This window comes from Gloeobacter kilaueensis JS1 (genome assembly GCF_000484535.1).
Taxonomy (GTDB): domain Bacteria; phylum Cyanobacteriota; class Cyanobacteriia; order Gloeobacterales; family Gloeobacteraceae; genus Gloeobacter; species Gloeobacter kilaueensis.
Genome location: NC_022600.1, coordinates 541,790 through 567,555 on the forward strand (window position 1 = coordinate 541,790; position 25,766 = coordinate 567,555).

Consider the following 25,766-nt stretch of genomic DNA (forward strand, 5'->3'; position numbering starts at 1 on the left):
CGATCTTGAGAGCTTTGCGATCTCCCAGCTTAAAGCAATGGAGCCAGCCGGTATGATACGGGAGATGGCAGTCTGGGAGGTAACGGCGATGAAACTGGTGATTGGCAGCGACCACGGCGCTTACGAACTCAAAGAAGAACTCAAGCAGTGGCTCAGCGCCCACGACTACAGCTTTGAAGACGTCGGTACCTTCAACGGCGAGCGCTGCGACTATCCCCAGGTAGCAAGGACCGTCGCCCAAAAAATTCAATCCGGGGAGGCCAACCGTGGCATTCTCCTCTGCGGCACCGGCATCGGCATCTCGATCGCCGCCAACAAATTTGCCGGTATCCGGGCCGCCCTTGCCCACGACCACTACACAGCCAAGATGAGCCGCGAGCACAACGACGCCAACGTGCTTGCCATGGGCGGGCGGGTGCTCGGCCCCGAAGTCGCCAAGGATGTGCTCGCCACCTGGCTCACTACCGAGTTCGAGGGCGAACGCCACCAGCGCCGCCTCGATCAGATCCAGAGCTTCGAGACAGTCCAGACCCGCCAACCGGTCCCCAGTTGAAGCGATTCCGCTTGAAAGAGCAGGAGGCTGTGCAATGACGATGCGTCGCCGGACTGTCTTAGCAGGGTTAAGTGCCAGCGGTGCAGCTCTCACCCGCACGACCGCCGAAGCAGGCTCCGTTCCTCGCGCCCGCAACGTTGTGCTGGTGCACGGTGCCTACGCGGACGGCTCCAGCTGGGCGGACGTTATCGGCCTTCTGCAGCGCGAAGGGCTGAAAGTCGCATCGGTCCAAAATCCGCTGACCTCGCTGGCTGACGATGTCGCAGCGACACGGCGCGTACTCGCCCTGCAGGACGGTCCAACCGTTCTTGCGGCTCATTCCTGGGGAGGAACCGTCATCTCTGAGGCCGGTATGGACCCGAAAGTTTCTGCCCTCGTCTACGTTGCTGCCCGTGCGCCGGACGCCAACGAAGACTATGCAGCCCTGGCCAAACGCTTCCCCACTCCGCCCGCCAATGCTGGCCTCGTCTACTCGGGAGGCTTTGGCCAGTTGAGCGAGGAGGCATTTCTTCGTGACTTTGCCGGTGGCGTCGATCCGGCGAGAGCGCAGGTGCTTTACGCAGTTCAGGGACGCATCTCCGACGAGCTGTTTAGTGGCAAGACGACGGTGGCCGCCTGGCGATCGAAGCCGTGCTGGTACGCTGTATCCAGGCAGGACCGGACCACCGCGCCGGAGCTTGAGCGCTTTCTCGCCGAACGGATGAAGGCGAAGACCATCGAACTCAACTCCAGTCATCTGTCCCTCGTTACCCAGCCGCAAGCGATCGCTAACCTGATCTTGGAGGCAGCAGGACTACGAGGGTGAGCATGATTGGTCGTTGTTCGTTCCAGTGGCCGGCTTGAAGCCCCTAAAGCAGCGGTGCTATCATTGGCAGGCTGGGCACGTCGCCTAGTGGATATGGCACCTGACTACGGATCAGGACTAACGGGGGTTCGAATCCCTCCGTGCCCGCTTCATCAGCCCGCCCCCAGGCGGGTTTTTTGTTGGTCGGCACAACGAGCAATCTACTGAATTTTTGAAACAAGGAATGCAAATTGAATTTTTTATCATTTCTTAACTAAGCATTTGCATATTGATTTTGTATTTTATTGTCGGTTCTCGTATGGTTGCCGTTGCTTGCCTCCTGCTGGAGAGCGGACTGGACGGACGGATCGCTGTTTCAGTGCTTCTGCGACGATTTTTCGATGCGCTTACCGACCAGCGTAGATTCCCGTCTTTCCTAGTTGTTTGAAGTTGGTAGCTCAACTGCAAATCCTCAAATCCTGGAATCTACAACCGTTGCTCCATGTAGGTTTCAGAAATTTTTGTTTCAGAAAATTTCTGCCAGCCTGGCGACAACAACACTGAAATCCTCTGATCAATAAGTAGCTAAAGTAACAAATTGCTGCGATTTTGTTGCACAGAACACTCTTAGTCAAACTTTGTAATGGGTTGACTTTCCAATGGGAAACAGCGCGTGGTAGGTTCATCTGGGCATTCTGCCCGGCCCTCAACAAGAGGTTAAAAGCAAAGCATGTTGTCGAAAATCTGGCCTTCGACACTCAGCCTCGCTCTTGTGGCTGGTGTATTTTCTTGTGCAGCTGCTCTGGCAGCGCCCGTAGGGGACCGCGTGGTTCTTTCCGGCAGTGTCAAACCGTTTTCGGAGCGCGTCCAGGTGCTCGATGCCGCCGATTCAGCTGCATTTATCGAGTTCGATGTCGCCCTCAAGATGCGCAATTACGACACTCTGCGCTCCCGGATCGATCGGGGCGAAGTGCTCGCCAACCGTGAGCTGGAGAGCGATCACTTCCCGCTGGCATCGGACTACAGCTATCTGGTGAACTGGCTGCGCGATCATGGTCTGGCGGTCGAGCGCACCTACTCCAACCGGTTGAGCCTGCGGGTGCGCGGCAGCGTCGCCCAGGTGGCGGAGGTGCTCGGAGTCGAGCTACTCAACGTCAAAGTAGACGGCAAATCGTACATCGCCGCCCGCAACGCCCCTTCGTTGCCTCCTGAACTGACCCGCTTTGTCCTGGGCATCAACGGCCTGCAGCCCTATCAGAAGGCCCATTACCTGAACACGGGCCTCCAGCCCCAGAGCCCAACTTCGCCCTACGTGCCGCCCTACTCGGTGAGCGACATCAAAAAAGCCTACAACGCGACGGGTGTCACCACCACCGGCTCCGGCCAGCGCATTGCGATCTTGATCGACACTTTCCCGAGCGACAGCGATCTGACCAGTTTCTGGTCGGCGAACGGCGTCGGCCAGAGTCTGAGCAACATCGAAAAGATCCAGGCGGTGAGCGGTACCCTGCCGCCCCTTTCTGGCGAGGAGAGCCTCGATGCCCAGTGGACGAGCGGCATCGCCTCGGGAGCAAAAATCCGCATCTATGCAAGCCAGAGCCTCGCGTTTTCTAACCTCGATCAGGCTTTCCAGCGGATCATCAACGACCTGAACGGCGGCACAGCGATCAGCGTGCTATCGATCAGCCTCGGAGCCTGCGAGAAGGATCTTTCCAGCTCACAACTCTCGACCGACAACAACTACCTCTCGACGATCGCCGCCAAGGGCGTGAGCATCTTTGTCTCCAGCGGCGACAGCGGCTCGCAGGGGGGCTGCAGCAGCGGCTCCGGCGTTGACTTTTATGCCAGCAGCCCGAGCGTTACTGGCGTGGGCGGCACCAAGCTCAGCCTCAACTCCTCCGGCAGCGTGACGAGCGAAACCGGCTGGACCGGCAGCGGCGGCGGCAACAGTTCCTTCAGCCGCCCGAGCTGGCAGGTAGGTTCGGGGGTGCCCTCCGGCACGACCCGCCTGGTGCCGGATGTCGCCCTCAACGCCGATCCGAACACCGGCTTTTATGTCGTCGTCAACGGCCAGGTTCAGCAAATTGGCGGCACCAGCGCCTCGGCCCCGACCTGGGCCGGTTTTACGGCTCTGATTAACCAGGGCCGTGCCGCCGCCGGCAAAGGCACCCTCGGTCTACTGAACCCGACTTTGTATCCGCTTCTGGGCACGAGCAACTTCCGCGACATCACCTCGGGCAGCAACGGCGGCTACAGCGCCGCCACGGGCTACGACCGGGTGACGGGCATCGGTGTGCCCAACGTCGGTAACCTCTACACCACCCTGGTCGGCTCCAGTGGCGGTGGCGGCGGTTCCAGCAACCTGCTGGGCAACCCCGGCTTCGAGAACGGTTCGAGCAATCCCTCGCCCTGGGTGACCACGAGCGGGGTGATCGACAGCTCCACCAACCCGCCGCCCCACTCGGGCACCTGGAAAGCCTGGCTGGACGGCTACGGCACCACCCACACCGATACGCTCTACCAGCAGGTGGCGATCCCTTCTAACGTCACCTCCGCCAGCTTGAGCTTCTGGCTCTACATCTCGACTGCCGAGACGACGACCACCACCGCCTACGACACCCTCAAGGTGCAGGTGCGCAACAGCTCCGGGACGGTGCTCGCCACCCTCGCCACCTACTCGAACCTCAACAAGGGCGGCTACGTGCAAAAGAGCTTCAGCCTCTCGGCCTACAAGGGCCAGACTGTCCAGATCTATCTGGTCGGCACCGAGGACAGCTCGCTGCAGACTTCCTTCGTCGTCGATGACTTTGTTCTCAGTACCCAGTAACGGCGAACCGCAATAAACCGCCTGCCCCGTTCGGTTCGAGCGGGGCATTTTTTTTGCAGCAGCGGTCCAGACTGCGTTTAATCTTAAGATCCGTCCTTTTTACTTGCACACGTTCGCACGTTCGCACTCGCAAAAGGGGTACTGGCATGGAACCGGAAGTGACGCGCCGCCGCTGGACTGTCAATATCGCGGGCTATGACAAGCCGCCCCAGATCGCCGTCGGTCTTGAGCCGACCCGGCTGGACGTGGACCCGGCCCGGCGGGGTCTGACCGTCTACGAGTACGACTGGCAGCGGATGATCAAGCTTTCGGCCTCCGAAGCGCTGGAGCTGTTGAACTTCCTGCGCGAGAGCGAAGGGGCCCTCGCTGAGATGGCCCGCGAGGACGCCGCCGCTCTCCTGGAGGCCCAGCGCCAGCTAGCGGAGCGCGCCTGGCAGGCCGAACCTGCCGAAGCTTTTTATCTTGAGCAATAGACCCACCGCTCAGTGGGTGCGCCTGCGCAGGACTTCGAGCAACTTTGTCATCTCAGCCGGCAGGGGCGCTTCAAAACAGAGCCGCTCCCCGCTGAGGGGATGGTCGAAGGCGAGGCGGTAGGCGTGCAGTGCCTGACCTTCGAGGTTGACTGGACTTTTAGCGGAGCCGTAGAGCGGATCGCCCAGTATGGGCCAGCCCTTGTGCAGGCAGTGGACCCGGATCTGGTGGGTGCGGCCCGTCTCCAGGCCAAATTCGACCAGACTAAAATTTCCCAACCTTTCGACCACCCGCCAGCGGGTGATCGCTACTCGGCCCTTCGGTTGGACGGCCATCTTCTGGCGGTGGACCGGGTGGCGACCGATCGGCGCGTCGATCGTGCCTTCGATTTGAGCCGGTGCCCCAGCGACGATTGCCAGATAGTCGCGGCGGGCGGTCTTAGCCTGGATCTGGGCCTGCAGGCTCTGGTGGGCGCGGTCGGTCTTGGCGACGACCAGCAGGCCGGTCGTATCCTTGTCGAGGCGGTGGACGATGCCGGGCCGCTGGGTACCGTTGATGCCCGAAAGATTCTCGCAGTGGGCAAGCAGGGCGTTGACCAGCGTATCGTCGCTGTGGCCGGGAGCCGGGTGGACCACCAGACCCTTTGGCTTGTCGATCACAAGTAACTCGGCATCTTCGTAGATCACATCGAGGGCCATCGCCCGCGCCTCGATACCGGACGGCTCCGGAACCGGGATCGTAAGCTCAAGGGCGTCCCCGGCTCGTACCGGATCGCGGGGCCGGCAGGGCAGGCCGTTGCGCAGCACCAGTCCCCGGTCGATCAGATCTTGAATGCGGCCCCGCGAGAGATCTGTCACCTGCAGCGCCAGCCAGCGGTCGAGCCGCTCACCGGCAGCCTCCGGCGGCACCGCCAGGGTGATCGTCGAAGCAATTTCTGACACCGATTAAACGCACGATCGTTCTACTCGATCTTAAAGGGCAGCGTCAGAGATCGCCGACTGGCCGCCAGTCTCCGGAAGGGATGAACGCCGCCCAATAAAAAGGATGGGCGTACTCCCTGCTCCCCAGCATCCGCAACTGGGCGGTGCGCAGCGCAGCAGCGCGGCCCGCCTGCAAGCTGAGCTGGCGGTAGTAATCTACCATCAGCGCCTTCGTCGGCTCGTCCGCCACCTTCCAGAGGCTCAGCAACTGACTTTCTGCCCCCGCCAGGGTGAGTGCCCGCTTCAGGCCGTAGACGCCCTCGCCGTCCGCCACCTCCCCCAGTCCGGTATCGCAGGCAGAAAGAACGACCAGTTGGGTCCCCTGCAGGTCCAGGCCAGACACTTCGAGGGCGGTGAGCACGCCGTCGTCGCTGCCGCTCTTGCGGGTGTTGAATCCGGCGAGGGCGAGCCCCGAGCGCAACAGCGGGTTTTCGACCCGGCGGGAGGCTCCCAGAAAAAAGCCGTGGGTGGCGATGTGCAGGATGCGCGGGCCATGCACCTGCTTGATCGCACTTTCGGTAGCGGCAGGGCCGCTCAGCAGTTGGGCGGCAGGCAGTTGGGCGGCGATGGCGGCGGCCTCCTCGCGGCTGGCGGGTAGAGCGACAAAGTGCAACTTCGCCAGATCGATCGATCGCAGGTTGGTGGCAGAGGCCGGTTGCGTCGTCGATTGGCTGTCCTGCTCGAAGTCGGGGTTGGCGACGATGAGCGGCGGTTGCTGGGAATGCGAAAGGTGGGCCAGCCGCAGCAGGTCGCGTCCGGAGCCCAGGTAATCGAAGCTGTAGCGCTCCACCAGAAAGTGGTTCTCACCATCGACCAGGGCGGCGAAGGGCACCAGATTCAACTGGCTGTCAGGGGCGATGAGCACCTGCTGCACTGCTCGCAGTTCGCGCTCCAGAGGCTGGACGAGGAGCCGGGCCAGCCGCGCCGCAGCCGGCTTTAATCGCTCCACCGCCAGCGTGCGGTCCCGCACGGCGTCGCGAAAAGCGGCGATCGCCGCCTCGATCGACGCCGCATCGCCCAGGTCTGCCCAGCGCAACCGGCCCCGGCGATCGAGCAGGTAGGCGGCGTAGCGGGGGGGAGCGAAGCGCTCAGAAAGCCGGGTGGCTCTCAGGTTGAGGGGCCGATAGCGCGCCAGCTCGACAAGAAGCGTACCGGCGGGGATCTGTCCCTGCACCGCCTCGGTCGTGGCTGGGACGGACTCGCTCTCGAAGAGGGCGCTGCGGCGGCTGAGCGTTGCTTCCAGCTCTTCGGTGCGCGCCTGGAGGGAGGCGAGTTGGGCCTTGTACTGGGCGGGCGGATTGCTGCCCCCGAAGCCCGCAAAGGTGAGGGTAGCAAGCTGGCTGCGGGTGTCGTTCAGTTCGTCGAGCAGCGATTGCTCCGGTGGATTGAGGTGCCGGCGCAGAACGACCATGTTGCCGCTCGTCGCCTCCAGCACCCGGCCCTTGCGCCGCAGGAGGGTGGTGAGCGCCAGCCTGGCCCATCTGCTGTCCTTCGGTGCGTTCTGCAGGTGCAGCGAGAGGGCAACATCCAGTGACTCTGCGAAGGTGGCGAGGTAAGCGCGCTTCTGGGCCTCGGAGCCGGAGGCGAGGGTGAGGGCCAGGTTGTGCTCCTGAATATCGAGGCTGCGGGCAAGCAGTTGCCTGGATTGGGCCGGATCGCCCTTTCTGGCCGCCAGAATCGCCATGCCAGTCAGCGTGTTGCTCAGCTCGGGGTGAAAAGCGCCTAAAGTTGCTTCGCGGATACTGAGGGCGCGCCGGTACAGGCGCTCACTTCTTGCATACTCGCCCCGGTCGCGGTAGAGGTCCGCCAGGTTGTCGAGGCTGCGGGCCACGTCGGGACTCTGGGGGCCGACCGCTTTTTCGGAGATTGCCATGGCGCGCCGGTACAGCCGCTCCGCTTCCGCAGAGTTGCCTTCTTTTTCAGTCAGGCTCGCCAGGTTGAACAGGCTGGAGGCGACGACCGGGTGCTCGGCTCCGAGTGCTTTTTCTTTGATCGCAAGGGAACGGCGGTAGAGGGGTTCTGCCCGGCTGTAGTCTCCTTGATCTTCGTACAGAAGCGCCAGGTTGTTGAGCACGCGGGCGACCAGGCCGCTCTCGGGGCCAATCGCCTGTTGCCAGATCACCAGAGCCCGCTCGAACAGCGCTTCAGCCTGTGGGTAATTGCCCTCCAGATAATAGACGCCCGCCAGGTTGTTGAGGCTGTTGGCCACGTCGGGGTGGTCGCTGCCCAGGGCTGCCTCCCGCAGGGCAAGCCCCTGCCGGCAGAGGGCTTCTGCTTCGGTGTAGCGGCCCTGTTCTTTGTAGAGCAGTCCGAGATTGTCGAGGGTCTGGGCGATCTCCGGGTTGTCCGGCCCCAGCACTTTCTGGCGGATCGCGAGGGCGCGCAGGTAGGCTGCTTCTGCCTGGGCGTATTGGCCCGCCGAGGAGTACGTATTGGCCAGATTGTTGTAGCTGCGGGCCACATCCAGGTGCTCCGGTCCGAAAGCCTTTGTGCGGATGGCGATGGCGCGCCGGTGAAATGTTTCGGCCTGGGCGTATTGGCCCGCCTCCATATAAAGGTTGCCGAGGTTGTTATACATCTGACCGACCGCCGGATCCTCCGGCCCAAGCAGCGCGGTACGAATCGTGAGGGCGCGCTGCAAAAAAGGTTCCGCCTCGGCGTAGCGGCCCTGCTGATAGTGCAATAGACCCACCAGGCGCAAGGCGGTGGCCACTTCGAGCGAACTGGAACCGGCAGTCTTCTCCCAGAGTGCGAGGGATTGCTGGGCAAGCGGCAGCGCCTCGCCGTACTTACCGGCGTCGAGCAATTTCTGGGCCTGCTCGCCTGAACTCAGAGCCTGCTGCCGCTCGGGAGAAAGGGGCAATTGCTGGCATCCGGCAGGCGAAATAGAGAAAGGGAGGAAACCGAGCACCGATGCCAGCACCAGCGCGAGGGAGAATTTTTTGGACATTGACGCGTTCGGGGAGTTGGGGTCTTCGGCGATCGAAGGTGCTGGTAGAAATTAGAGGGTTCTGCAGCTATTCATGCAGTTCTATTGCACCATCTGCGGCGAGCGGCGGCGATTAAACAGGCGATTAAACAAATGCGGCGGCCCGCTCCCAGCCCAGTCCCTCGCGCACGATCACCGGTTCATCGCCCGTCAGGTCGATCACCGTCGATACCTGGCCGGGGGTGGTCGGTGGGGCAGCGATCGGATCGATTTCAAGGATCAGATCCACCAGCGGATCGAGCGATTCAAACAGTTCGTAGTCGTACTGTGCCGCGCTGCCGTCGCTGAGTCGGGCAGTCGTCGAGATGAGCGGATTGGCCAGCCCCGCAAGCAATGCCTGGCACAGGCGGTTGTCAGGCACCCGGATGCCGGTGGTGCGCCGCTTTGGATCGAGCACCATCTTTGGCAGCACCCTGGTGGCCGGGAGCAAGAACGTGTAGGGGCCAGGGATGAGGTGGCGCATCAGGCGGTAGGCGCTGTCGCTGACGCGGGCGTAGGTGGCCACGTTCGAGAGCGACGGGCACAAAAATGTCAGCGGCTTGTTGTTGCTCAGGCGCTTGATGCGCTGCACCCGCTCGATCGCTGCTTTGCTCGCCAGATCGCAGCCGATCGCGTAGGCCGTGTCGGTGGGATAAAGAATCACCGCTCCGGCTCTCAGCGCCTGGACGATCCTGTCGAGGCGGTCGGGCTGGGGATCTTTGGGATGGAGATAGTACGTGCGCGCCATAGACGATCTGCTCGGCCTGCCGAACTTCAGTATGCGGGATGGAGCGAGCCAGTGAAACCCCACCGGGGTATGGGAACGCACTTGTGGAGCGCGGCCTGCTTGTGTCACGATGCCGGGCATGGGCAAACTTGTGCTGTTTGACATCGACGGAACGATCTTGAACGTCCACGGCGCGGGTTCGCGCTCGCTGCTCGCGGCACTGGAGGAGGTGTTCTCCCAGACGATTCCTGTAGACGGCTACTCGATGAGCGGCAAGACCGACACCCAGATCGTCATCGAGCTGGTGGCGCGGGTGGGTGTACCGGCTGCCGAGGCACTGCCGCTTTTACCTGAAATCTGGCGGCGCTATATCGAACGCTTCGGACCGGCCCTCGCCGCCGTCGAACCCCACGTCTACTCAGGCATCCCAGAACTGCTCGGTGCCCTCAGCCAGAGGCCCGAAGTCCTCGTCGGCCTGCTCACCGGCAACGTCGAAGCGGCTGCCTGGCTCAAATTGCGCCGGGTGGACCTTATCGATCACTTTCAGTTGGGCGCTTTTGGCGATGAATCGCCGGAGCGCTGTCTGCTGCCGGACATTGCCCTCAAAGCGGCCCACGAAAAGACCGGCAAAGCTTTCAGCGGCAAAGACATCGTGATCATCGGCGACACGCCCAACGACATCCTCTGTGGCCGCCACCTGGGTGTGCATTCGATCGCCGTCGCCACTGGCCGCTTCAGCCAGACCGACCTCGCCGCCCACGACCCGGATCACACCTTCGCCGATCTATCCGCTACCAATCAGGTGCTGGAAGCCGTCTTGAGCAGCAGTCCTGCCTGAAGGGTCGATCGACCTATTCTTCCTTGAAGCGAGCCACAGTCAGCAGAAAACCCGGTAAGACCGATTCACCGGAAAGTTCGGTGGGCAGGGAGCGGACCTCCGACGGCACCCCCGGACGATAAATTTCGACCTGCTGTGCCTGGGGATTGAATAGCCAGCCCAGTCGCACGCCGCTGTCCATGTATTCCTGCATCTTTGAATGCAACCATTCCAGTGAGTCGGTGCGTGAGCGCAGCTCCATGACAAAATCTGGGGCGATCGGTGGAAACTTCTGACGGTCTTCCGGACTCAGGGCCAGCCAGCGCGACTGCTCTACCCAGGCCGCATCTGGGGAACGATCGCCACCGTTCGGTAGCCGGAATAGTGTTGAGGAGCTGAAAACCGTCCCCAACCGCGTGCGCCGGTTCCAGAGCCCGAGGTCGATGCCAAATTCCAGTTCACGACTGCCACTATTTCCACCGACGGGTGCCATGACAATCAAGGCTCCTCTGGCATCGCGTTCGAGGGGAATGTCGGGATTGCTGAGACAGAGTTGGTAGAACTGCTCATCGCTCAGCTGCACCCCGCTCATATCCAGAACCAGAGGGAGAGTCAGTAAAGTCATGGAGCGACCCTCGATAGACGCCTTTATCGTATCCGGCCTCTGTAGGGGTTTTGCCCGTTCCTTACTATCCAGCCCGCGCTTCTTGTGAAAGCGGTTGCAATGCTGTAGCTGTCTGTCCACCCGTACAATGGGACATCGCACGAAGGCCACACCATGACGGCTATTTCTCCCCTGCAGGTGAGTCCACCGCTGCGCCAGTGGACGCGAGCAAGCTGGCAGGAATATATAGCTCTACGCGATGCTCCGGTGCAGGAGCGGATGAAACTGGCCTTCGATTGTGGCTGGATGTGGGTGGAGATGGGCGGAGAAGGTATCAATCACGCGGCGGTATGTGACCTGTTCACGATGCTGCTCACCTTCTGGGCCATTCAGCACCCGGAGGAGACGTTCACCTCCCTGGGCCGCTGCCTGCTGGAGAAGCCTGAAACTCAAGCCGCTGCGCCGGATCTGGTGCTTTACAGAGGAGCTGAGTATCCGCGCTGGGAGCCGGGCAGGCCGCGCTGGGTTGATCTCGACCGCACCCGCGTCCCTGATCTGGTCGGAGAAGTATCCGACACCACCCTGGCTTCGGACCTCGACGAACAGAAGCACCTGTACGCCGCTCTCGGCATAGCGGAGTATTGGGTGGTGGATGTGCAGGGACAGCGCGTGTTCGCTTTTCAATTGCAAGCAAACGGACAGTATCAGGCTATCGACACTTCCAGCGCCCTCGCTGGTCTTCCCGTTGGGCTACTGGCAGAAGCGTTGCAGCGGCTGGGGGAGAGTACGAACACGGCTGTAGCCGCCTGGTTTGCTGGGCAGATTGTCAAGTAACTGTGCAGTGGCCATCGATGTGCGGCGATATCTGTACCTTTGCTGGCACCGGAAGCACAAACCCCCATCCACTCAAAACCTGTCCTATCGGACGATAAACAACGTCTGAACTGGCAACCAGATCAGACGCTCGGGCACTCATCGCGCAACGAGTTCAAATCCGTTTCTGTGAGATGGTCGGGAGGTGGAGAAGGATGAGAATACGTGAAAGCGTGTGCGCTCTCGCCCATTATCTGCAGGTACTCCAGGCGTTCTTTGGCCTCCGCCACCGAAGGAATATGGCCTGCAGGAATCCACCATAGAACGTAGTACGAGGCTTCCATGCGTTCAAACCATTCGCGGCGTCGCCGCATGACTTCGCTATGCAGGCTGCGGTAGACATATTCGCGCAGTGCATCCAGGCCCTGCCAGACAGAAAGGTTGACAATGATTCGATCGTCCTGGTAGGGGCGCATGGCAGTGGCATCGCCGGCTTCGGTCCTCAATCGCCAGATGAAGCCGGAGTAAGCATCGGCGAGGGCGTTGATTTCGTCAAGGCGAGCGACAAAGTCCGCCATCACCGGCGAATCGAGGCTCCCTTTCATCCGTCCAATGTTGAACTGGGCCAGATGGTACCTGTGGGATTGCATAGCTGTGTTTCCCAGATCGAGAGCTACTCTAAGTAGATGGAGCTAGATAAGCATAAGGTTTTGGGCTGGAGTGGGGGAAGCGGATTTTTGAGTACTTCTAAAACCGTCCCCACCCCTCCACACCCCCCCTGCCCCCCGCTCTCCTCCCCTGCCCCGCTGGGCAGAGGAGAAGAGGGGGGGTTCACTGTAACTGGGCTGCAGAGGGGATGGGTGAAGTCAGTTGCAGACTCGACTTATTTTTCTTCTGCTGCAAGGGACGTAGGGCTGCTTGGAGCTGACGTTGAATGACCTTCGGTTACTTAGCAGTTTGAATTTGCAACCAGAGCCGATTTAACTGCGGGCAAGCCAGCGGGCTGCGTCCTTGGCGTGGTAGGTGAGGAGCAGATCTGCGCCGGCCCGCTTCATAGATAGGAGCGTTTCGAGTACCACCCGCTCTTCATCGATCCAGCCATTGAGGCTGGCGGCTTTGACCATCGCGTACTCGCCCGAGACGTTGTAGGCGGCTAGAGGCAGGTTGGTCGCCGCTTTCACCTGCTGGATGATGTCGAGGTAGGCGAGGGCTGGTTTGACCATCAGCATGTCGGCTCCCTCGGCAACGTCGAGGGCGACTTCTTTGAGCGCCTCGCGGCTGTTGGCTGGGTCCATCTGGTAGGTGCGCCGGTCGCCAAACTGCGGTGTCGATTCGGCGGCATCCCGAAATGGACCGTAGTAGGCCGAGGCGTACTTGGCGGCGTAAGAAAGGACGGGAGTGTCGGTAAAACCAGCCTCGTCGAGGGCGGTGCGGATCGCCCGCACCATGCCGTCCATCATCCCAGAAGGAGCGATGATGTCTGCTCCTGCCTGGGCCTGGGCGACGGCTGTCCTGCCCAACAGTTCTAGAGTCGGATCGTTGAGGACGTGGCCTACCGCGTCCGCCTCGGCGATCACGCCGCAGTGGCCGTGGTCCGTGTACTCGCACAGGCAGGTGTCGGCGATCACCACCAGTTGCGGCAGCGCTTCTTTAAGGGCACTGCTCGCCTGCTGAACGATGCCGTGGTCGTGCCAGGCTCCGGTTGCACCGGCGTCCTTCTGCTCGGGGATGCCAAAAAGAATCACCGACGGAATGCCCAGATCCAGCACTTCGCGCGCTTCTTCGACGGCTTTGTCGATCGAGAGCTGGAAGACGCCGGGCATCGAACTCACCTCGCGGGCAAAGCCGCTGCCGGGCACGACAAAAATCGGGCTGACCAGATCGTCGGTGCGCAGGTGATTTTCGCGCACCATCCGGCGCAGCACAGGCGAGGTGCGCAGGCGACGCGGGCGGACGGACGGATACATGGCGGACTCTCCTGATACTCCTGCTCACCTTAACACCCTACCTGGAGGTCTTGCTCAGAGCGGCGATTGCGCCTGTAATGATCGGCAGGGGGAGGCTGTCGAACTGGAAAGGCACCGTGGACAAAGACAGATTCGGCCCCAAGGCGCGTTACTTCGATCGCTGGGCGGCGCGTTACGACTCGGTGCTCACCGGCTGGGCCTACTGGTGGCTGCATCGGCGGTTGCTTGCCTGGGTTCCGCCAATGCCGGAAGCCACCGTCCTCGATCTGGGCTGCGGCACCGGACGGCTGCTCGAACGGCTGGCCGCCCGCGAGACCGCTCTAAGGGGAATCGGAGTGGACCTGTCGGAGGCGATGATCCAGCAGGCCCAACAGCGCAACCCCTGCCCAGAGCGGCTGCAGTTCGTCCAGGGCAAGGCGGAGAGGCTGATTTTTGCGGACGCCACTTTCGATGTGGTCTTCTGCACCTTCAGCTTTCAGCACTATCCGTATCCGGAGGCGGTCCTCCAGCAGATCCGCCGCGTCCTGCGGCCTGGCGGACATTTTTACTGGCTCGATCTGAGCGTCGGCAACCGGACGGGTGAGTTGCTGGTGCCGGTGACGCCCGGCGGGCTCAGGCTCTACAGCCCGGCCCTGCGGCAGCAACTGGCAGGCGAGGCCGAACTTTTTTGCACCGCCCACCGCACCCTCTTTCCGGCCCTGCTCAGCGTCTTTGTGAGTTAAAACTTGCTTGCCAGGCCGAGGCGAAAGTTAAAGCCCGGTCCGGCGTTGCCGTAGGAGCGCTCGTAGTAGGTGCCCAGCAGATTGTCGAGGTAGCCCGTGAGGGTGAGCGTATTGCCCAGGGGCACACCGAAGGTGAGTTCGAGGGTGGTGTAGCCGGGCAAGAGCGAGCCGGGGGGCAGGCGGGCCGGATGGGTGGTGTCGAAGGGGCCGACATGGTTGACATCGACGGACCTGCCGCCGGAGATGTTGCCAAAAAGACTCACCCGCAGGCCATTCGGGTCTTCGTAGTTGAAGCCGAGGCGGGTGGTGGAGAAGGGAACGAGCGGATACTGGGTCTGGATGAGGGCGTTGCGCTCGCCTTCATCGACTCTATAGAAGCCCTCGTTCGAGCCGTTGATCACACCGATCTGCTGCAGTTGCGAGTCGGTGATCTGGGCGCTGGGAGGCTGCACCACCCGCGAGTCGGTAAGCGTCTCGGTGGCAAAGACCGACCAGCTCGGGGCAAATTGCCAGTTGAAGGCAGCCTCGATGCCGGAGGTGCTGACGGACGGGTAGCCCACCCGGAAGCGCTGGGCGTTGGTGCGCGGGTCGTTGTCGTATTTGCCGTTGGGGTTGGCCTCGGTGATGAGGTTGTTTGCGCACTCGGGCGCATTGTCCGCAAGGCCATTGGCAGCACAGGAGTTGCGCACCAGCAGATAGTCCACCAGATTGCTGATATCTGAATGAAAGTAGGTGAGGCGCAGCAAGCTGGTGTTGCCGGTCTGCCAGTCGAGGCCGATGTCGTAGGCGGTGCCGGTCTCAGGATCTAAAAAAGGATTGCCGATGTGGGTGGTGCGACCGAACAGGTCGTTGAAGTTGGGAGCGCGGTAGACCTGCTGAAAGTTGGCGCGCACCGCCAGGCCCGGCGCAATCTGATAGCGGATACCCAGGCTCGGATCGAAGGAGCCGGGGATGCTGCGCACCAGACCTTTGGCGGTAATCGGGTCGGGGAAGGTCTCGCGTGCGCCGACGGTGAGCAAGAGCGGCTCAAAGGGCTTCCAGGTGTAGAGCGCAAAGAAGGCGGGGCGGGCGGCGGCGGTGTCGAAGTTGAAGATGCTGTTGTCGTTGGCTCCTGAGCGACCAAATTCGCGGATGTAATCGAAGCCGTAGGTGAGGTTGTTGCTCGGGTTGAGCTGCCAGTTGTGGCGGATCTGGATGTTGAGGGCAGACACGTCGGTGTAGGTGCCGAGGTCGGCTGGGTCGGTGGCTGAAGCTTCGACTACCAGATTGCGGTCGATCGCCGCCATCACCTGCAACTCGGAGTCGTTGCCCTGGCCGAGTTTGCTGTCGTAGGTAAGGGCAATGCCGTGGGCCTGGTTGTTGAGGCGGGTCAGTTCAAATTGCTGCTCGCCCGTCACCGGGTCCACCAGCGGCAGATCGGGATTGACGATCGAGAAGGGGGCGACGCCCTTGGTGACGCCGCGCAGGTAGCTGTCGAGCCGGAGCCGGTTGCGATCGTCGAAGTCGTAGCTCAAGTTGAGGTCGTAGTACTTGGCGTGGACGTAGCCGTTGGGCCGCACGCCGGTAAACAACCGCCCCGGACGCGGCACCTCGTAGTAGTAGTCGTTGCTGGTGTCAAACTGGCGGTAGCCAAAGTGATAGCCCAGCTGGTCGGTCTTGCCGCTGTAGTTGAGGATGTAGTTGCTGTAGCCGTAGCTGCCAAATTCGACTTTGATCTCGCCTTCGAGCGGTTTGGTGGGCTGGCGGGTAATCACGTTTACCACGCCGCCTACGGCGTTGGAGCCGTAGAGCGTCGCTCCGCTGCCGGTCAAGACCTCGACGCGCTCGACGTTATAAACTGGCAGATCCGCCAGGTCGAAGTGTTCCTGGTTGAGGTTGGTAATCAGTCGGCCATCCACCAGGATGCCCAGGCCAGAATTGGGCAGGCCGCGCACAAAGTAGTTGCCGTGTACGTCCGACCCGGCACCAAACAGATTGCTCTGTACCCCTGGCACCCCCCGGATCGCCTCGCCGACGCTGTTGGCCCCCTTGCGCTCCAGCTCCTTGCGATCGACGATGTAGACCGTGCTGGAGGTGTCCTTGAGTCTGACCGCTCGGCGGTTGCTGGTCACCGTCACCTCGTCGAGCAGATAATTGCCGCCGCTGGAGTCGGCTCCCGTTGTCTTCAATACTGGCTGCTGAGCAAGCAGCGGATCGCTGAGCAGGCGGGCACTGGTGGGCACAAGAAGATCCGCTTTTTTGGTGAGAGCCACTTCTGTCGGCTCAGCCAGAAGCGGCATCGCGGCCAATCCACTGCAGCCGAGCACGAGCAGGACAAGGCGACTGTTAAACATGATGAACTTCCCTATGTAGGAAGATTTTCAGCACAAACCTTCTTAACGCGATATGCCCCCCTGGGGGATCCGTGTTTCCTCACAACAAATACTCACCCATCTCACGCCAGCCCCCATCGGGCCAGAATCACTGCCGCATTGCTGAGAGAAGTTGTATTTTCTTCGTCCTTTCTCTCCCGTATACCCCCGGCGGGGATAGACAGGCTTCGTCGAGCTGCAGTATAGTTAAGTTGTGTTACAAAGCGTTAATTAATATTTCAGGGGCAGAATCATGACTCGCAATTCGAGCACCGAGACGAACGGACAGGATCGCAATGCCTGGCTTACGGGCTTTACTCCCCAAGCTGAGATCTGGAACGGGCGGCTCGCGATGATTGGGTTTGTTGCCTATGTGCTGTGGGATCTAGCCGGGGCGAGCGTCCTGCGCGATGTTCTCCATCTTTTGCCCCGCTGAGCTTTCACCTGATTTTCGAGGTCAATAATGCTTCTGTACTTTGGACTGCTGACTGTCGGTTTCATCGCCTGCGTCGTTCTCGGATCGCTGGCCTGGTACGCTTCCAAGCGTCCGGCGGGCTGGGAAAACGCCGAGACGCCGGGCTGGGTCAAAAAGCTCGGGGTGGCGCAGATCCAGACGACCGGCGCTGAGTGATGCTGCTATTTGCTGTACTGGGCAAAAGTTGAGCGCTCAACTGCCGCCGTAGACGGGCACCGCTGCACCGCTCACATCCGCAGCGGCCTCGGAGGCGAGAAAGCAGATGACCTCAGCGAGGGAGGCGGGGGTGACCCACTTCGAGGCGTTCTGCTCGCCCATCGCTGCCCGGTTGGCTGGTGTGTCGATGATGCTGGGCAGGACCGTGTTTGCTGTGATGCCTGTGCCTTTGGTTTCAGCGGCGATTGCTCTGGTAAAGGCGACGACCCCGGCTTTTGCCGCCGAGTAAGCGGCCAGTTGCGCCGCCGGTTCCACAGCACCCCGCGAACCGACCGTGACAATGCGGCCATAGTTTTGCGGCAGCATCCGGGCAAGGCAGTGCTTGGACACTAAAAAAGTAGTGGACAGGTTCAGCTCGAAGTTGTGCTGCCAGTCGGCGTAGCTGTACTGGGCCGTCGGTCCCATGCTGAAGCCGCCGACCAGATGGATCAAGACATCGACCCGCTCCATCGAGGCGACCAGATTTTCGACGCTCCCCTCGTCGGTCAGATTCGCTTCGACGAGCCGCACCCGCGTCCACTGGGCCGGGGAGAGGTGGCTTTTGAACCGCTCGACTTCCCGCTGCTCAATATAAGGAATCGTCAGCCAGCCGCCCCGTTCGAGCACCGCCAAAGCGACGCCCAACCCCAGACCGCCCGTGCCGCCGGTGAGCAGTACCTGTTTGCCCTGCATTCTCGATTTCTCCTTCTTTCAAGATGGGGCGCAACTGCCGCTTAGATGCACCGCGAAGGTCAGCGTGCGGGGCACAGGTGTGCGCAGGGCACTGACGATGACAGGAATACCCCGCTGGCCGATCGCCGGTTGGATGTCGGTGAGCGGCTGCTGGCCTGGCGGCAGAACGTCCGAGAGCGACTGCAGGCCGTGGCCGAATAAATTGTATTCGACCGCCTCGCCAGTCCTATCTGCTGAACGATAGCGGGGACGCATCTGCAGGCTGACAATCCACTCGGGCATATTCTCGACGCTGCGGGCGGTCTCAAGGGTGGGAGCCACCTGCAACTGCTGAGCCACGAAGCTCGATCCGGCAGCGCAGGCAGGGGCGTTCAAGACTGCCTGGCCCGCGTAGCTACCCGCCTCGATTGTGGCGTAGGCCGAGAGGGTAAGGGGCTCGGAGGGGGCAGCCCGCAAACCCGGAGCCGCCAGAGCGCTCGCAACAAGAACCAGGACGGTGCCCCCGGCTGTTCTATTTGAACGTGTTTGCATCCTTCTGGCCAGAGTAAGGACATTCCATTTTCGAGTATCCAGCGGTGCGGACCCTGCGGCCCCGGTTAGCATGAAATGTTTACGGAGAACCTATGTGCTAAGAGTAAAAGGAAACCGTGAAAAGAAGCGGTCATGCCCTCCGGATCGGTGCCGGTTGAGACAGCCCTGGTCGTTGCCTGCGAGCTATTGGGCCAGAAGCGCCTGAGTGCTGTTCAGGAGTTGATTTTGCGCCAGGCGTGGGATGGGCTGACCTATCCAGAAATCGCCGAGCGGCACGGCTACGACCCCGGCTACCTCAAAGATGCCGGCTCCAAACTGTGGCAGGCGCTCTCCCAGGCTCTGGGGGAGCGGGTGAGCAAAAAGAATGTCCACCTGATGCTCGTTCCCCAGGCGCAGCCCAAACCGCTGCCGTCGCCGACAGCGGCCCTCAGCCTGCCCCCGCAGTGGCACTGGGGGGATGCGCCGGACGTAGCGATCTTTTATGGCAGAAGTGAGGAGTTAAGCCTGCTCGGGCGCTGGCTCTGCCGCGAGCGCTGCCGCCTTGTCGTCCTCACAGGCATGGGCGGTATGGGCAAGACGGCTCTGGCCGCGAAACTGGCCGAACAGGTCAAGGGTGACTTTGAATATCTCTACTGGCAGTCGCTGCGCAACGCCCCCCGCTACGAGGAGGTGCTCAGCCGCATCCTCCAGTTTTTATCGACGGCTTCGACTGCCCTCAGAGCCGCCGAGACGACGGACGATCTCTCGCTTTTAGTCGAAATTCTCAAGCAGCACCGATGTCTATTGGTGCTCGACAACTTCGAGGCGGTGCTGTGCGAGGGCGACACCGGCGAGCACTACCGCGAGGGCTGTGAGGGCTACGCCGAGCTGTTGCGGCGGCTGGCGGAGGAACCGCACCGCAGCAGTCTCCTGCTCACCAGCCGTGAAAAACCGCGCAGCCTCTCGGTGCTGGAGGGCGATTCGCGGGCGGTGCGCTGCTTAAAATTAAACGGCCTGGACGCGGAGGCCGCCCGGCAGATGCTCGCCGCCCGTGGCCACGATCCGGGCTTTGCCGGCGGCTGGCAGACTTTGTTTGCCCACTACGGCGGCAATCCCCTCGCCCTCAAGATCGCCTCGGCGACGATCCGCGATCTGTTCGCCGGGCAGATCGAGCCGTTTTTGGAGCAGGGCGTCGTCGTCTTCGGCGGCATCGACAGTCTGCTTGCCGAACAACTGGGCCGTCTATCGGCTCTCGAAGAGCAGATTCTCCACCGGCTCGCCCTGCGCCGTGAACCCCAGAGTACCGAGGCGCTGCAGGCGGCGATCGTTCCTGCCGCCAGCCGCCCGCGCGTGCTGGAGGCGCTCGACGCCCTGGCCCGCCGTTCCCTTATCGAAATCGAAGCGTCCGGTTTTCGGCTGTCGCCGGTGGTGCTGGAATACGCAGTCGCCCAGCTGGTAGAAGGCATCTACGCAGAATTGCTGGGAGGTCAATTCGTCTGGCTTGAGCGCTACGCCCTGGTCCAGACCCAGATCAAAGACTACGTGCGCGACTGTCAGATCCAGGCGGTGCTCGCACCGCTGGCGCAAAAATTGGTGAGTGATTTTGGCAGCAGCGCTCAGGCTGGTTGGCACCTCCGCTCGCTCATCGCCAGTCTGCAGAGTGGGGGCACCAGCGTCGGCCAGAGCGCCGGCAACCTGCTCAACCTGCTCTGCCTGCTCAAAGTGCCGCTGGTTGGGGCGGATTTTTCGGGCCTGACCATCCATCAGGCTTTTCTCAAGGACGCGGATCTGCGCCAGGTCAACTTCAAAGACACAGATCTCAGCGGCTCGGTGTTTGCCGAGACGACGGGCAGCGTGCTGTCCCTCAGCTTTCACCCGGATGGCCAGACGCTGGTGACGGGCGACACGGCCAACCGGGTACGGCTGTGGCGGGCAGCGGACCTCAAACTGCTGCGGGTGGGCGACGAGCACACCAGCTGGGTCTACTCGGTGGCTGTCAGTCCGGACGGGCGCACGCTGGCCTCCGGCAGTTTCGATCGGACCGTCCGCCTCTGGGACGCCCGCGACCTGCGCTCCCGGCAGGTGCTCACAGGCCACACCGATTGGGTGTACGCCGTCGCCTTCAGCCCGGACGGTTCGCTGCTCGCCAGTGCCGGGGCCGATCGCTGCATCCGGCTCTGGCAGATCGAGACGGGCGAATGTTGCGCCATCCTGCCCGTGGCCGGACGGGTCTGGAGCGTTGTTTTTTTGAACAATACCCTCGTCGCCGGTGGCGCAGACGATGGCAGCATCAGGCTTTGGGACGTTTCAAGCGCCCGCTTGCGCGCCCGCTTGCGCGCCCATACCGGGGCGGTACGCTCCCTCGCCTTCGACCGGCGGACGAAGCACCTCGTCAGCGCCGGTGAAGATGGCGTGCTGCGGATCTGGGATCTCTCCCGGCAAAGCTGCCTGTCGCTCTTGCGCGGCCACCGCTCGGCGGTGCTCTGCGTGGGCTTTACCCCCGACGGCCAGACGATCGCAAGTGGCAGCGAGGACCGGACGGTGCGGTTGTGGGAGGTGGCGAGCGGTCGCTGTCTTGCCCTCTGGCCTGTCCATAGCGGGCGCGTCTGGTCGATCGGCTGTGCTGCCGATGGCCGAACGATCGCCACCAGCGGCGACGACCGCACCCTCAAGACCTGGGCGCTGCCGGAAGGCCAGTGCCTGCGGACGCTGCAGGGCTACACCAATTTTGTCTGGTCCGTCGCCTGTAGCCCGGATGGATCGCTCTTTGCCGGTGCCCACGAAGATCGCAAGGTGCGGCTGTGGGCAGCCCAGCGACCGGGGGATCGTCCTGCCATCCTGGCCGGGCACGACGACGAGGTGCTCGCCGTTGCCTTCAGCCCAACCGGACACTGGCTTGCCAGCACCGGCACCGACCGCAGCGTGCGCCTCTGGGATGTCCAGACACTGGAGTGTCTGCGGATCCTGCGCGGCCACACAGGCTGGGGGCGGGCCCTCGCCTTTGCTCCCGACGGATCGCTGCTTGCCAGTGCCAGTACGGACGGGAGTGTGCGGCTCTGGGCTCTACCCGCCGGTACACCCGCCGCGCTGCTCAAAGGCCACACTGGCGAGGTGCTCACCGTCGCCTTCGCTCGCTCTAGTTGTCTGCTTGCCACCGGCGGCATCGACGGGACGGTGCGGCTCTGGGACAGTGCCAGCGGCCAGTGCCTGCAGGTGCTCGCAGGACACAGCGCCGGGGTGCAGACCGTTGCCTTCAGCCCGGATGGCAGGCTCATCGCGAGCGCCGGACACGACCAGTCGCTCTGCCTCTGGGAGATACAAGGCGGTCGTGCCCCTAATCAACTGGCCGCAACGCCCGGCAGCCGGATCTGGTCGATCGCCTTCAGCCCGGACGGGCGAATGATCGCCGCCGGCAACGAGGACCGCACGATTCGCCTCTGGCAGGTAGCGGATGGCCGGCTACTCTCTGTCTGGCACGGCCACGGCGGCTGGGTCTGGTCGATCGCCTTCAGCCCGGACGGTAGGGAGCTGATAAGCGGCAGCCAGGATGAGACGGTGCGGCGCTGGAACGTACTCACCGGCGAGTGCGTGGCCGTTTTGCGGGCCGAACGCCCCTACGAGGGCATGGACATTACCGGAGCCACCGGCCTGAGTAGTGGCCAGCGAGCCCTCCTAAAAGACCTCGGCGCGGTGGAGGGGCTAGCGGGAGCCCCTCGAAACTTATAAAAGCGAACTTCTGAACAAGTTGGGGGATGGCTTTAGCCCGACAGCTGTTGAACCTTGGCGAGTTTGTTCTTCATCTGCAGATGCCGGGCCACTTCGCCCTTGTCGTAGAACAGCTGCGCTGCGCTCGAAAAATCATCCGCCGCTCCGGCTAGATCGGCCAGCCGATGGCGGACGATGCCCCGATTGGCGATCACCTCTGCGTAGGTAGGCTCGATACGCAATGCCTCGTCATAACTTGCCAGAGCCAGACTGTGCAGACCAAGGCGATAGTAGGTATTGCCCTGCTTGTAGACGGCGCAGGCATCGCCCGGACATAGACGCACCACCGCCGTGTAGTCCTCGAGTGCGCCCTGAATGCTGCCCATTCGACCACGCGCCCCGGCGCGATTGAAGTAAGCGGCGGCAAAGTCGCTGTTGAGTTGAATGGCCCGGTTATAAGCCGCCAGAGCCATCTGATTTTTGTTGAGCCGCAAAAAAGCATTGCCCCGGTGGAAGTGCGCCGTCGCCGAGCACGAGTTGAGCAACAGCGCCTGGTCGTAAGCGTCAATCGCCCCTTGAAAATCGCCCTGTTTGAACTTGGACTCGCCTATCCTCAGCCAGCCCTTGATATCCAACATGGCGAAACTCCGAGAAAACCTGTTCTTCCAGACTAACGGCGAAGTTTAACGGGGGACTACAGCGCAGCTTTTCTTTAAGAACTGTTGATAGGGAGCAGAGCAACTGCGCTTTGGCTGGGTGAATTGTTTACTCTTCTGGAGCGGTCCTCAACCGCGTCTTGAGAGTCTGACCCCTCCCGCCCCCCGACGATATCGAACCTCCGGCGCGTCCAGGCGGTCAAAATGATTACCACTGTCCGCATCGAGCAGGTCAACCGAACATGCGCAAACTGCCAGCACTCTTGATTACTGCCTCTATCCTGCTGCCTGCCGCCGCCTGGGCACAGAGTTACGGCTACAACCAGCCCGGCTACGGTTATCCGAATAGCTACGGCTACGCCAACCCCAACAGCTACGGTTACGGCTACAGCAACAATTACGGTTACGGCACAGGAGGCGCAGGCAATATTTCACCTGCTGAGCGCGACGCCCTGCGCCAGAGGCTGGCCAACCTTACCCCCGAGCAGCGCGCCCGGCTCATCGAGCGGCTGCGCCTCAGGCGGGCCGAGCGCCAGGGGGCTGGTTTTGGCGGCGGCTACGGACGGCCCTACCCGTAAAATTGCTGACTTTCTGGCTGACTTTTCTGGACTGACGGGCCGGTATTGCCCCGGTAGCGTTAAGACACAGGGGGTCGATTGGCCCCTGCACGCGGAAAAACAGCCATGAAAAAATCGACAATCTGCCTGGCGGCAGGCTGTGTCCTGTCGCTCGCTTCTTTGAGCGTGCCCGCCGCCTGGGCGGGAAGCGGCAGCTTTTACTGCCCGAGCAACCTCGTCTCCGACCAGCCGGGGGTAGCCAAGTTCCAGGATCCGGATCTGGTCAACGCCTGGGGCATCTCTGCCAGTTCCAGCAGTCCTTTTTGGGTCTCCGATGCCGGAACGGGCAAGAGCACCCTCTACGACGGCAACGGCGTCAAGCAGAGCCTGATTGTGACGATCCCGCCCCCCGCCGGCAGCCCGGCTGGAACCCTCTCCGAACCGACTGGCCAGGTCTTCAACGCCACCACCGATTTTCAGGTGGGAGGGGCTCCGGCCATCTTCCTGTTTGCCACCACCAACGGCACGATCGCCGCCTGGAATACGGGTACGGTGGCTGTCAACGTCGTCGATGCGGCGAACGGTGCCGCCTACACGGGCGTCACCATCGGCAGCAACAGTTCGGGCAACTATCTTTTTGCCGCCAACTTCGCCAAAGGTGTCATCGATGTCTTCGACAAGAACTTTGCGACCGCCAACCTGAGCGGTACGTTCAGCGATCCGAATCTGCCCGCCGGATTTTCGCCCTTCAACATCCTGAATCTGGGCGGAACGCTCTACGTCGCCTACGCGAAGATAGACCCGGCGACCGGAGATGAGGTCAAAGGCCGGGGTCTGGGCTACGTCGATGCCTACGACACCAACGGCGTCCTGCTGCGCCGCGTCGCCTCCAAGGGTGTGCTCAACGCCCCCTGGGGGCTGGCGATCGCCCCGGCGAATTTTGGCAAATTCAGCAACGCCCTGCTGGTCGGCAACTTCGGCAACGGCCACATCAGCGGCTTCAATCCAACTACCGGCAAGTTTCTTGGCCAGCTATTCGACCAGCCCCGGCATCGGGTGACGATCGACGGCCTGTGGGGAATCATCTTTGGCAACGGCGGCGCGGCGGGGCCGACGAACACGCTCTTTTTTGCCGCCGGACCCAACGACGAGCAAAACGGCCTGTTTGGCTCGATTGCCAGCAGCAGCAGTTCCTGCGGCGGCTACTGAGGATCGGCCTCGATCGCTTCTAGACCGAGGGCCATCAGGTAACCACGGGCGCGCTCGCTTTTTTCAAAGCGGTTGACCAGAGCCCAGAAGCGCGGGCTGTGGTTCGCTTCGAGCAGGTGGGCCAGCTCGTGCATCAGCACGTAGTCGCGCACAAAAGTCGGTAGGGCAGCCAGGCGGCAGGAGAGGCGGATCGTGCCCTCAGTCGGGGTGCAGCTGCCCCACCGCCCCGCCTGGTTGCTCACCCAGCGAATCGACTGCCAGCGCAACTGCCCGGCAAAGTACTGGCGGTTCAGTTGCCTGGCCCGCCGCTCCAGCGCCTCGTCGTCGAGGTCGTCGCGGCGGCGGCGCTGGAGCCAGCGCTCCTTGAGGCGCTCGACGATCGCCTGCAACTCCGCTTCGGCGATCAAAGCGGGAGCGCGCACGACGAAGGTGTCCCCTTCTACGCGGGCGCTGACGCTGCGGGAGCGCCGGGGGCTGCGGATAATTTTTACTTGCATATCCGGTAGTGCAAAAAAAGTTCGCTGCCGCGCTGGTGCAGTTCGACCAGTTCGAGATTGGGGGCTGATAGCGGCTCGAAGCCTTTGCCCTCGACGGGGGTGGTCGCCTCCTTGCCGCCAAAGATCACAGGCCAGACCGTGAGCCACAGATCGTCGATGCGACCGGCGGCGAGGAGCGCCGCAATCAGGCCGCCGCCCCCGAGAGCTGCCACCCGTTTGATCCCCGCCTCCGCCAGCACCGTGTAGGCGCGGTCCCAGTCGAGGTCGCTCTCGCCCACCGCGATCAGGCGGGCCCGCTCGGCCAGTTCCGGCTGACGGTTCGCTGCGATCGCTTTTGCGGTCGAGAAGATCCAGCGCTCGACCGGCTGCCCAAAAAACGGCAGCTCCACCGGTAGATCGAGGGAAGCGCTCACCACGCAGGTAATCGGCTGGGGCGGCTGGCCGCGCACCTGGCGGGCGGCAAGCAGTTCCGGATTGCCGATCGTATAGGTACTGCCCTCGGCGCGGATCGTGCCTGCCCCGATCAAGATCAAATCGGCCTGGGCCGTCTGCACTTCGAGGTGGGCATGATCGACGGGATCTGGTCGCCTGGCCGCTTTGGGGTTGGCTGGGGCAATTTTGCCATCGGCGCTCATGCCGAGCACACTCGTCGTCGAGATAGTCATGACACGCTGCTAAGGCGTCC

24 protein-coding genes and 1 tRNA gene are annotated in these 25,766 nt (G+C 62.3%); 13 read left to right on the top strand and 12 right to left on the bottom strand.

What is annotated here, in order from left to right; all coding sequences use genetic code 11:
- The first annotated feature begins 88 nt into the window (after positions 1-88).
- The 5 genes from rpiB (at position 89) to GKIL_RS02425 (ending at position 4,637) form a co-directional block, all read left to right on the top strand.
- The gene (rpiB, locus tag GKIL_RS02405; RefSeq protein WP_041243667.1) at positions 89-553 is read left to right on the top strand and encodes a ribose 5-phosphate isomerase B; all 465 of its coding nucleotides are present in this window, start codon (positions 89-91) and stop codon (positions 551-553) included.
- Positions 554-593: 40 nt separating this feature from the next.
- Complete coding sequence (locus GKIL_RS02410; RefSeq protein WP_144080454.1) at positions 594-1,358, top strand: alpha/beta fold hydrolase; 765 nt, start codon at positions 594-596, stop codon at positions 1,356-1,358.
- Between the two features lie 73 nt (positions 1,359-1,431).
- Positions 1,432-1,505, top strand: a tRNA-Arg gene (locus tag GKIL_RS02415).
- Positions 1,506-2,163: 658 nt separating this feature from the next.
- Entirely contained in the window at positions 2,164-4,164 is a 2,001-nt protein-coding gene (locus tag GKIL_RS22165) for a S53 family peptidase (protein ID WP_023171779.1), read from the top strand.
- Between the two features lie 146 nt (positions 4,165-4,310).
- A complete protein-coding gene (locus GKIL_RS02425) occupies positions 4,311-4,637 on the top strand; it encodes a hypothetical protein (RefSeq protein WP_023171780.1) in 327 nt (108 codons plus the stop codon).
- Positions 4,638-4,646: 9 nt separating this feature from the next.
- On the opposite strand, the gene GKIL_RS02430 is transcribed toward GKIL_RS02425, so the two are convergent.
- From GKIL_RS02430 to GKIL_RS02440, 3 genes are all read right to left on the bottom strand, one after another.
- Positions 4,647-5,576 (bottom strand): RluA family pseudouridine synthase, encoded by a 930-nt coding sequence (locus GKIL_RS02430; RefSeq protein WP_023171781.1) that lies wholly within the window; start codon positions 5,574-5,576, stop codon positions 4,647-4,649.
- Positions 5,577-5,619: 43 nt separating this feature from the next.
- Entirely contained in the window at positions 5,620-8,565 is a 2,946-nt protein-coding gene (locus GKIL_RS02435; protein ID WP_023171782.1) for a tetratricopeptide repeat protein, read from the bottom strand.
- 124 nt (positions 8,566-8,689) lie between these two features.
- A complete protein-coding gene (locus GKIL_RS02440) occupies positions 8,690-9,331 on the bottom strand; it encodes an L-threonylcarbamoyladenylate synthase (RefSeq protein WP_023171783.1) in 642 nt (213 codons plus the stop codon).
- A gap of 118 nt (positions 9,332-9,449) precedes the next feature.
- Between GKIL_RS02440 and GKIL_RS02445 the strand changes: the two genes are divergently transcribed.
- Entirely contained in the window at positions 9,450-10,148 is a 699-nt protein-coding gene (locus GKIL_RS02445) for an HAD family hydrolase (RefSeq protein ID WP_041243668.1), read from the top strand.
- A gap of 13 nt (positions 10,149-10,161) precedes the next feature.
- Here GKIL_RS02445 and GKIL_RS02450 read toward each other — a convergent pair whose 3' ends face one another.
- Positions 10,162-10,752 carry a Uma2 family endonuclease gene (locus GKIL_RS02450; protein WP_023171785.1) on the bottom strand — a complete coding sequence of 197 codons (591 nt, stop codon included), beginning with the start codon at positions 10,750-10,752 and terminating at the stop codon, positions 10,162-10,164.
- Positions 10,753-10,905: 153 nt separating this feature from the next.
- Here GKIL_RS02450 and GKIL_RS02455 point away from each other — a divergent pair, with 153 nt between their 5' ends.
- Positions 10,906-11,565: a Uma2 family endonuclease gene (locus tag GKIL_RS02455; RefSeq protein ID WP_023171786.1), complete on the top strand. Its 660-nt coding sequence runs from the start codon at positions 10,906-10,908 to the stop codon at positions 11,563-11,565.
- A gap of 122 nt (positions 11,566-11,687) precedes the next feature.
- Here GKIL_RS02455 and GKIL_RS02460 read toward each other — a convergent pair whose 3' ends face one another.
- Together GKIL_RS02460 and hemB are read right to left on the bottom strand one after the other, a co-directional pair.
- Positions 11,688-12,194, bottom strand: coding sequence for a DUF3291 domain-containing protein (locus GKIL_RS02460; protein ID WP_023171787.1), 507 nt, complete (start codon positions 12,192-12,194; stop codon positions 11,688-11,690).
- 330 nt (positions 12,195-12,524) lie between these two features.
- Positions 12,525-13,511, bottom strand: a complete 987-nt coding sequence (gene hemB, locus GKIL_RS02465; protein WP_023171788.1) for a porphobilinogen synthase — start codon at positions 13,509-13,511, stop codon at positions 12,525-12,527.
- A gap of 116 nt (positions 13,512-13,627) precedes the next feature.
- On the opposite strand from hemB, the gene GKIL_RS02470 reads away from it, so the two are divergent.
- Complete coding sequence (locus GKIL_RS02470) at positions 13,628-14,233, top strand: class I SAM-dependent methyltransferase (RefSeq protein WP_041244264.1); 606 nt, start codon at positions 13,628-13,630, stop codon at positions 14,231-14,233.
- Here GKIL_RS02470 and GKIL_RS02475 read toward each other — a convergent pair.
- On the bottom strand, positions 14,230-16,566 hold the full coding sequence (locus tag GKIL_RS02475) for a TonB-dependent receptor plug domain-containing protein (protein ID WP_023171790.1): 2,337 nt from the start codon (positions 16,564-16,566) through the stop codon (positions 14,230-14,232). The genes GKIL_RS02470 and GKIL_RS02475 overlap by 4 nt on opposite strands.
- 271 nt (positions 16,567-16,837) lie before the next feature.
- On the opposite strand from GKIL_RS02475, the gene GKIL_RS02480 reads away from it, so the two are divergent.
- A complete protein-coding gene (locus GKIL_RS02480) occupies positions 16,838-17,020 on the top strand; it encodes a chlorophyll a/b-binding protein (protein WP_023171791.1) in 183 nt (60 codons plus the stop codon).
- Between the two features lie 27 nt (positions 17,021-17,047).
- Positions 17,048-17,215: a photosystem II assembly protein Psb35 gene (psb35, locus tag GKIL_RS25150; RefSeq protein ID WP_023171792.1), complete on the top strand. Its 168-nt coding sequence runs from the start codon at positions 17,048-17,050 to the stop codon at positions 17,213-17,215.
- A 36-nt stretch (positions 17,216-17,251) separates the two neighbouring features.
- On the opposite strand, the gene fabG is transcribed toward psb35, so the two are convergent.
- Both fabG and GKIL_RS02490 read right to left on the bottom strand, forming a co-directional pair.
- Positions 17,252-17,947 (bottom strand): 3-oxoacyl-ACP reductase FabG, encoded by a 696-nt coding sequence (gene fabG, locus GKIL_RS02485; protein WP_023171793.1) that lies wholly within the window; start codon positions 17,945-17,947, stop codon positions 17,252-17,254.
- 18 nt (positions 17,948-17,965) lie between these two features.
- Complete coding sequence (locus GKIL_RS02490; protein ID WP_023171794.1) at positions 17,966-18,478, bottom strand: hypothetical protein; 513 nt, start codon at positions 18,476-18,478, stop codon at positions 17,966-17,968.
- Positions 18,479-18,610: 132 nt separating this feature from the next.
- On the opposite strand from GKIL_RS02490, the gene GKIL_RS02495 reads away from it, so the two are divergent.
- Positions 18,611-22,183: a WD40 domain-containing protein gene (locus GKIL_RS02495; protein ID WP_023171795.1), complete on the top strand. Its 3,573-nt coding sequence runs from the start codon at positions 18,611-18,613 to the stop codon at positions 22,181-22,183.
- Positions 22,184-22,215: 32 nt separating this feature from the next.
- On the opposite strand, the gene GKIL_RS02500 is transcribed toward GKIL_RS02495, so the two are convergent.
- Positions 22,216-22,800 (bottom strand): tetratricopeptide repeat protein, encoded by a 585-nt coding sequence (locus tag GKIL_RS02500; protein ID WP_023171796.1) that lies wholly within the window; start codon positions 22,798-22,800, stop codon positions 22,216-22,218.
- Positions 22,801-23,060: 260 nt separating this feature from the next.
- On the opposite strand from GKIL_RS02500, the gene GKIL_RS02505 reads away from it, so the two are divergent.
- Positions 23,061-23,396: a hypothetical protein gene (locus GKIL_RS02505; protein WP_023171797.1), complete on the top strand. Its 336-nt coding sequence runs from the start codon at positions 23,061-23,063 to the stop codon at positions 23,394-23,396.
- Positions 23,397-23,501: 105 nt separating this feature from the next.
- Positions 23,502-24,584 (top strand): TIGR03118 family protein, encoded by a 1,083-nt coding sequence (locus tag GKIL_RS02510; RefSeq protein ID WP_023171798.1) that lies wholly within the window; start codon positions 23,502-23,504, stop codon positions 24,582-24,584.
- Here GKIL_RS02510 and GKIL_RS02515 read toward each other — a convergent pair.
- Positions 24,578-25,081, bottom strand: a complete 504-nt coding sequence (locus tag GKIL_RS02515) for a M48 metallopeptidase family protein (protein WP_023171799.1) — start codon at positions 25,079-25,081, stop codon at positions 24,578-24,580. The genes GKIL_RS02510 and GKIL_RS02515 overlap by 7 nt on opposite strands.
- Positions 25,072-25,746, bottom strand: coding sequence for a RibD family protein (locus GKIL_RS02520; protein WP_023171800.1), 675 nt, complete (start codon positions 25,744-25,746; stop codon positions 25,072-25,074). The genes GKIL_RS02515 and GKIL_RS02520 overlap by 10 nt, the downstream gene beginning before the upstream one ends.
- Positions 25,747-25,766 lie beyond the last annotated feature (20 nt).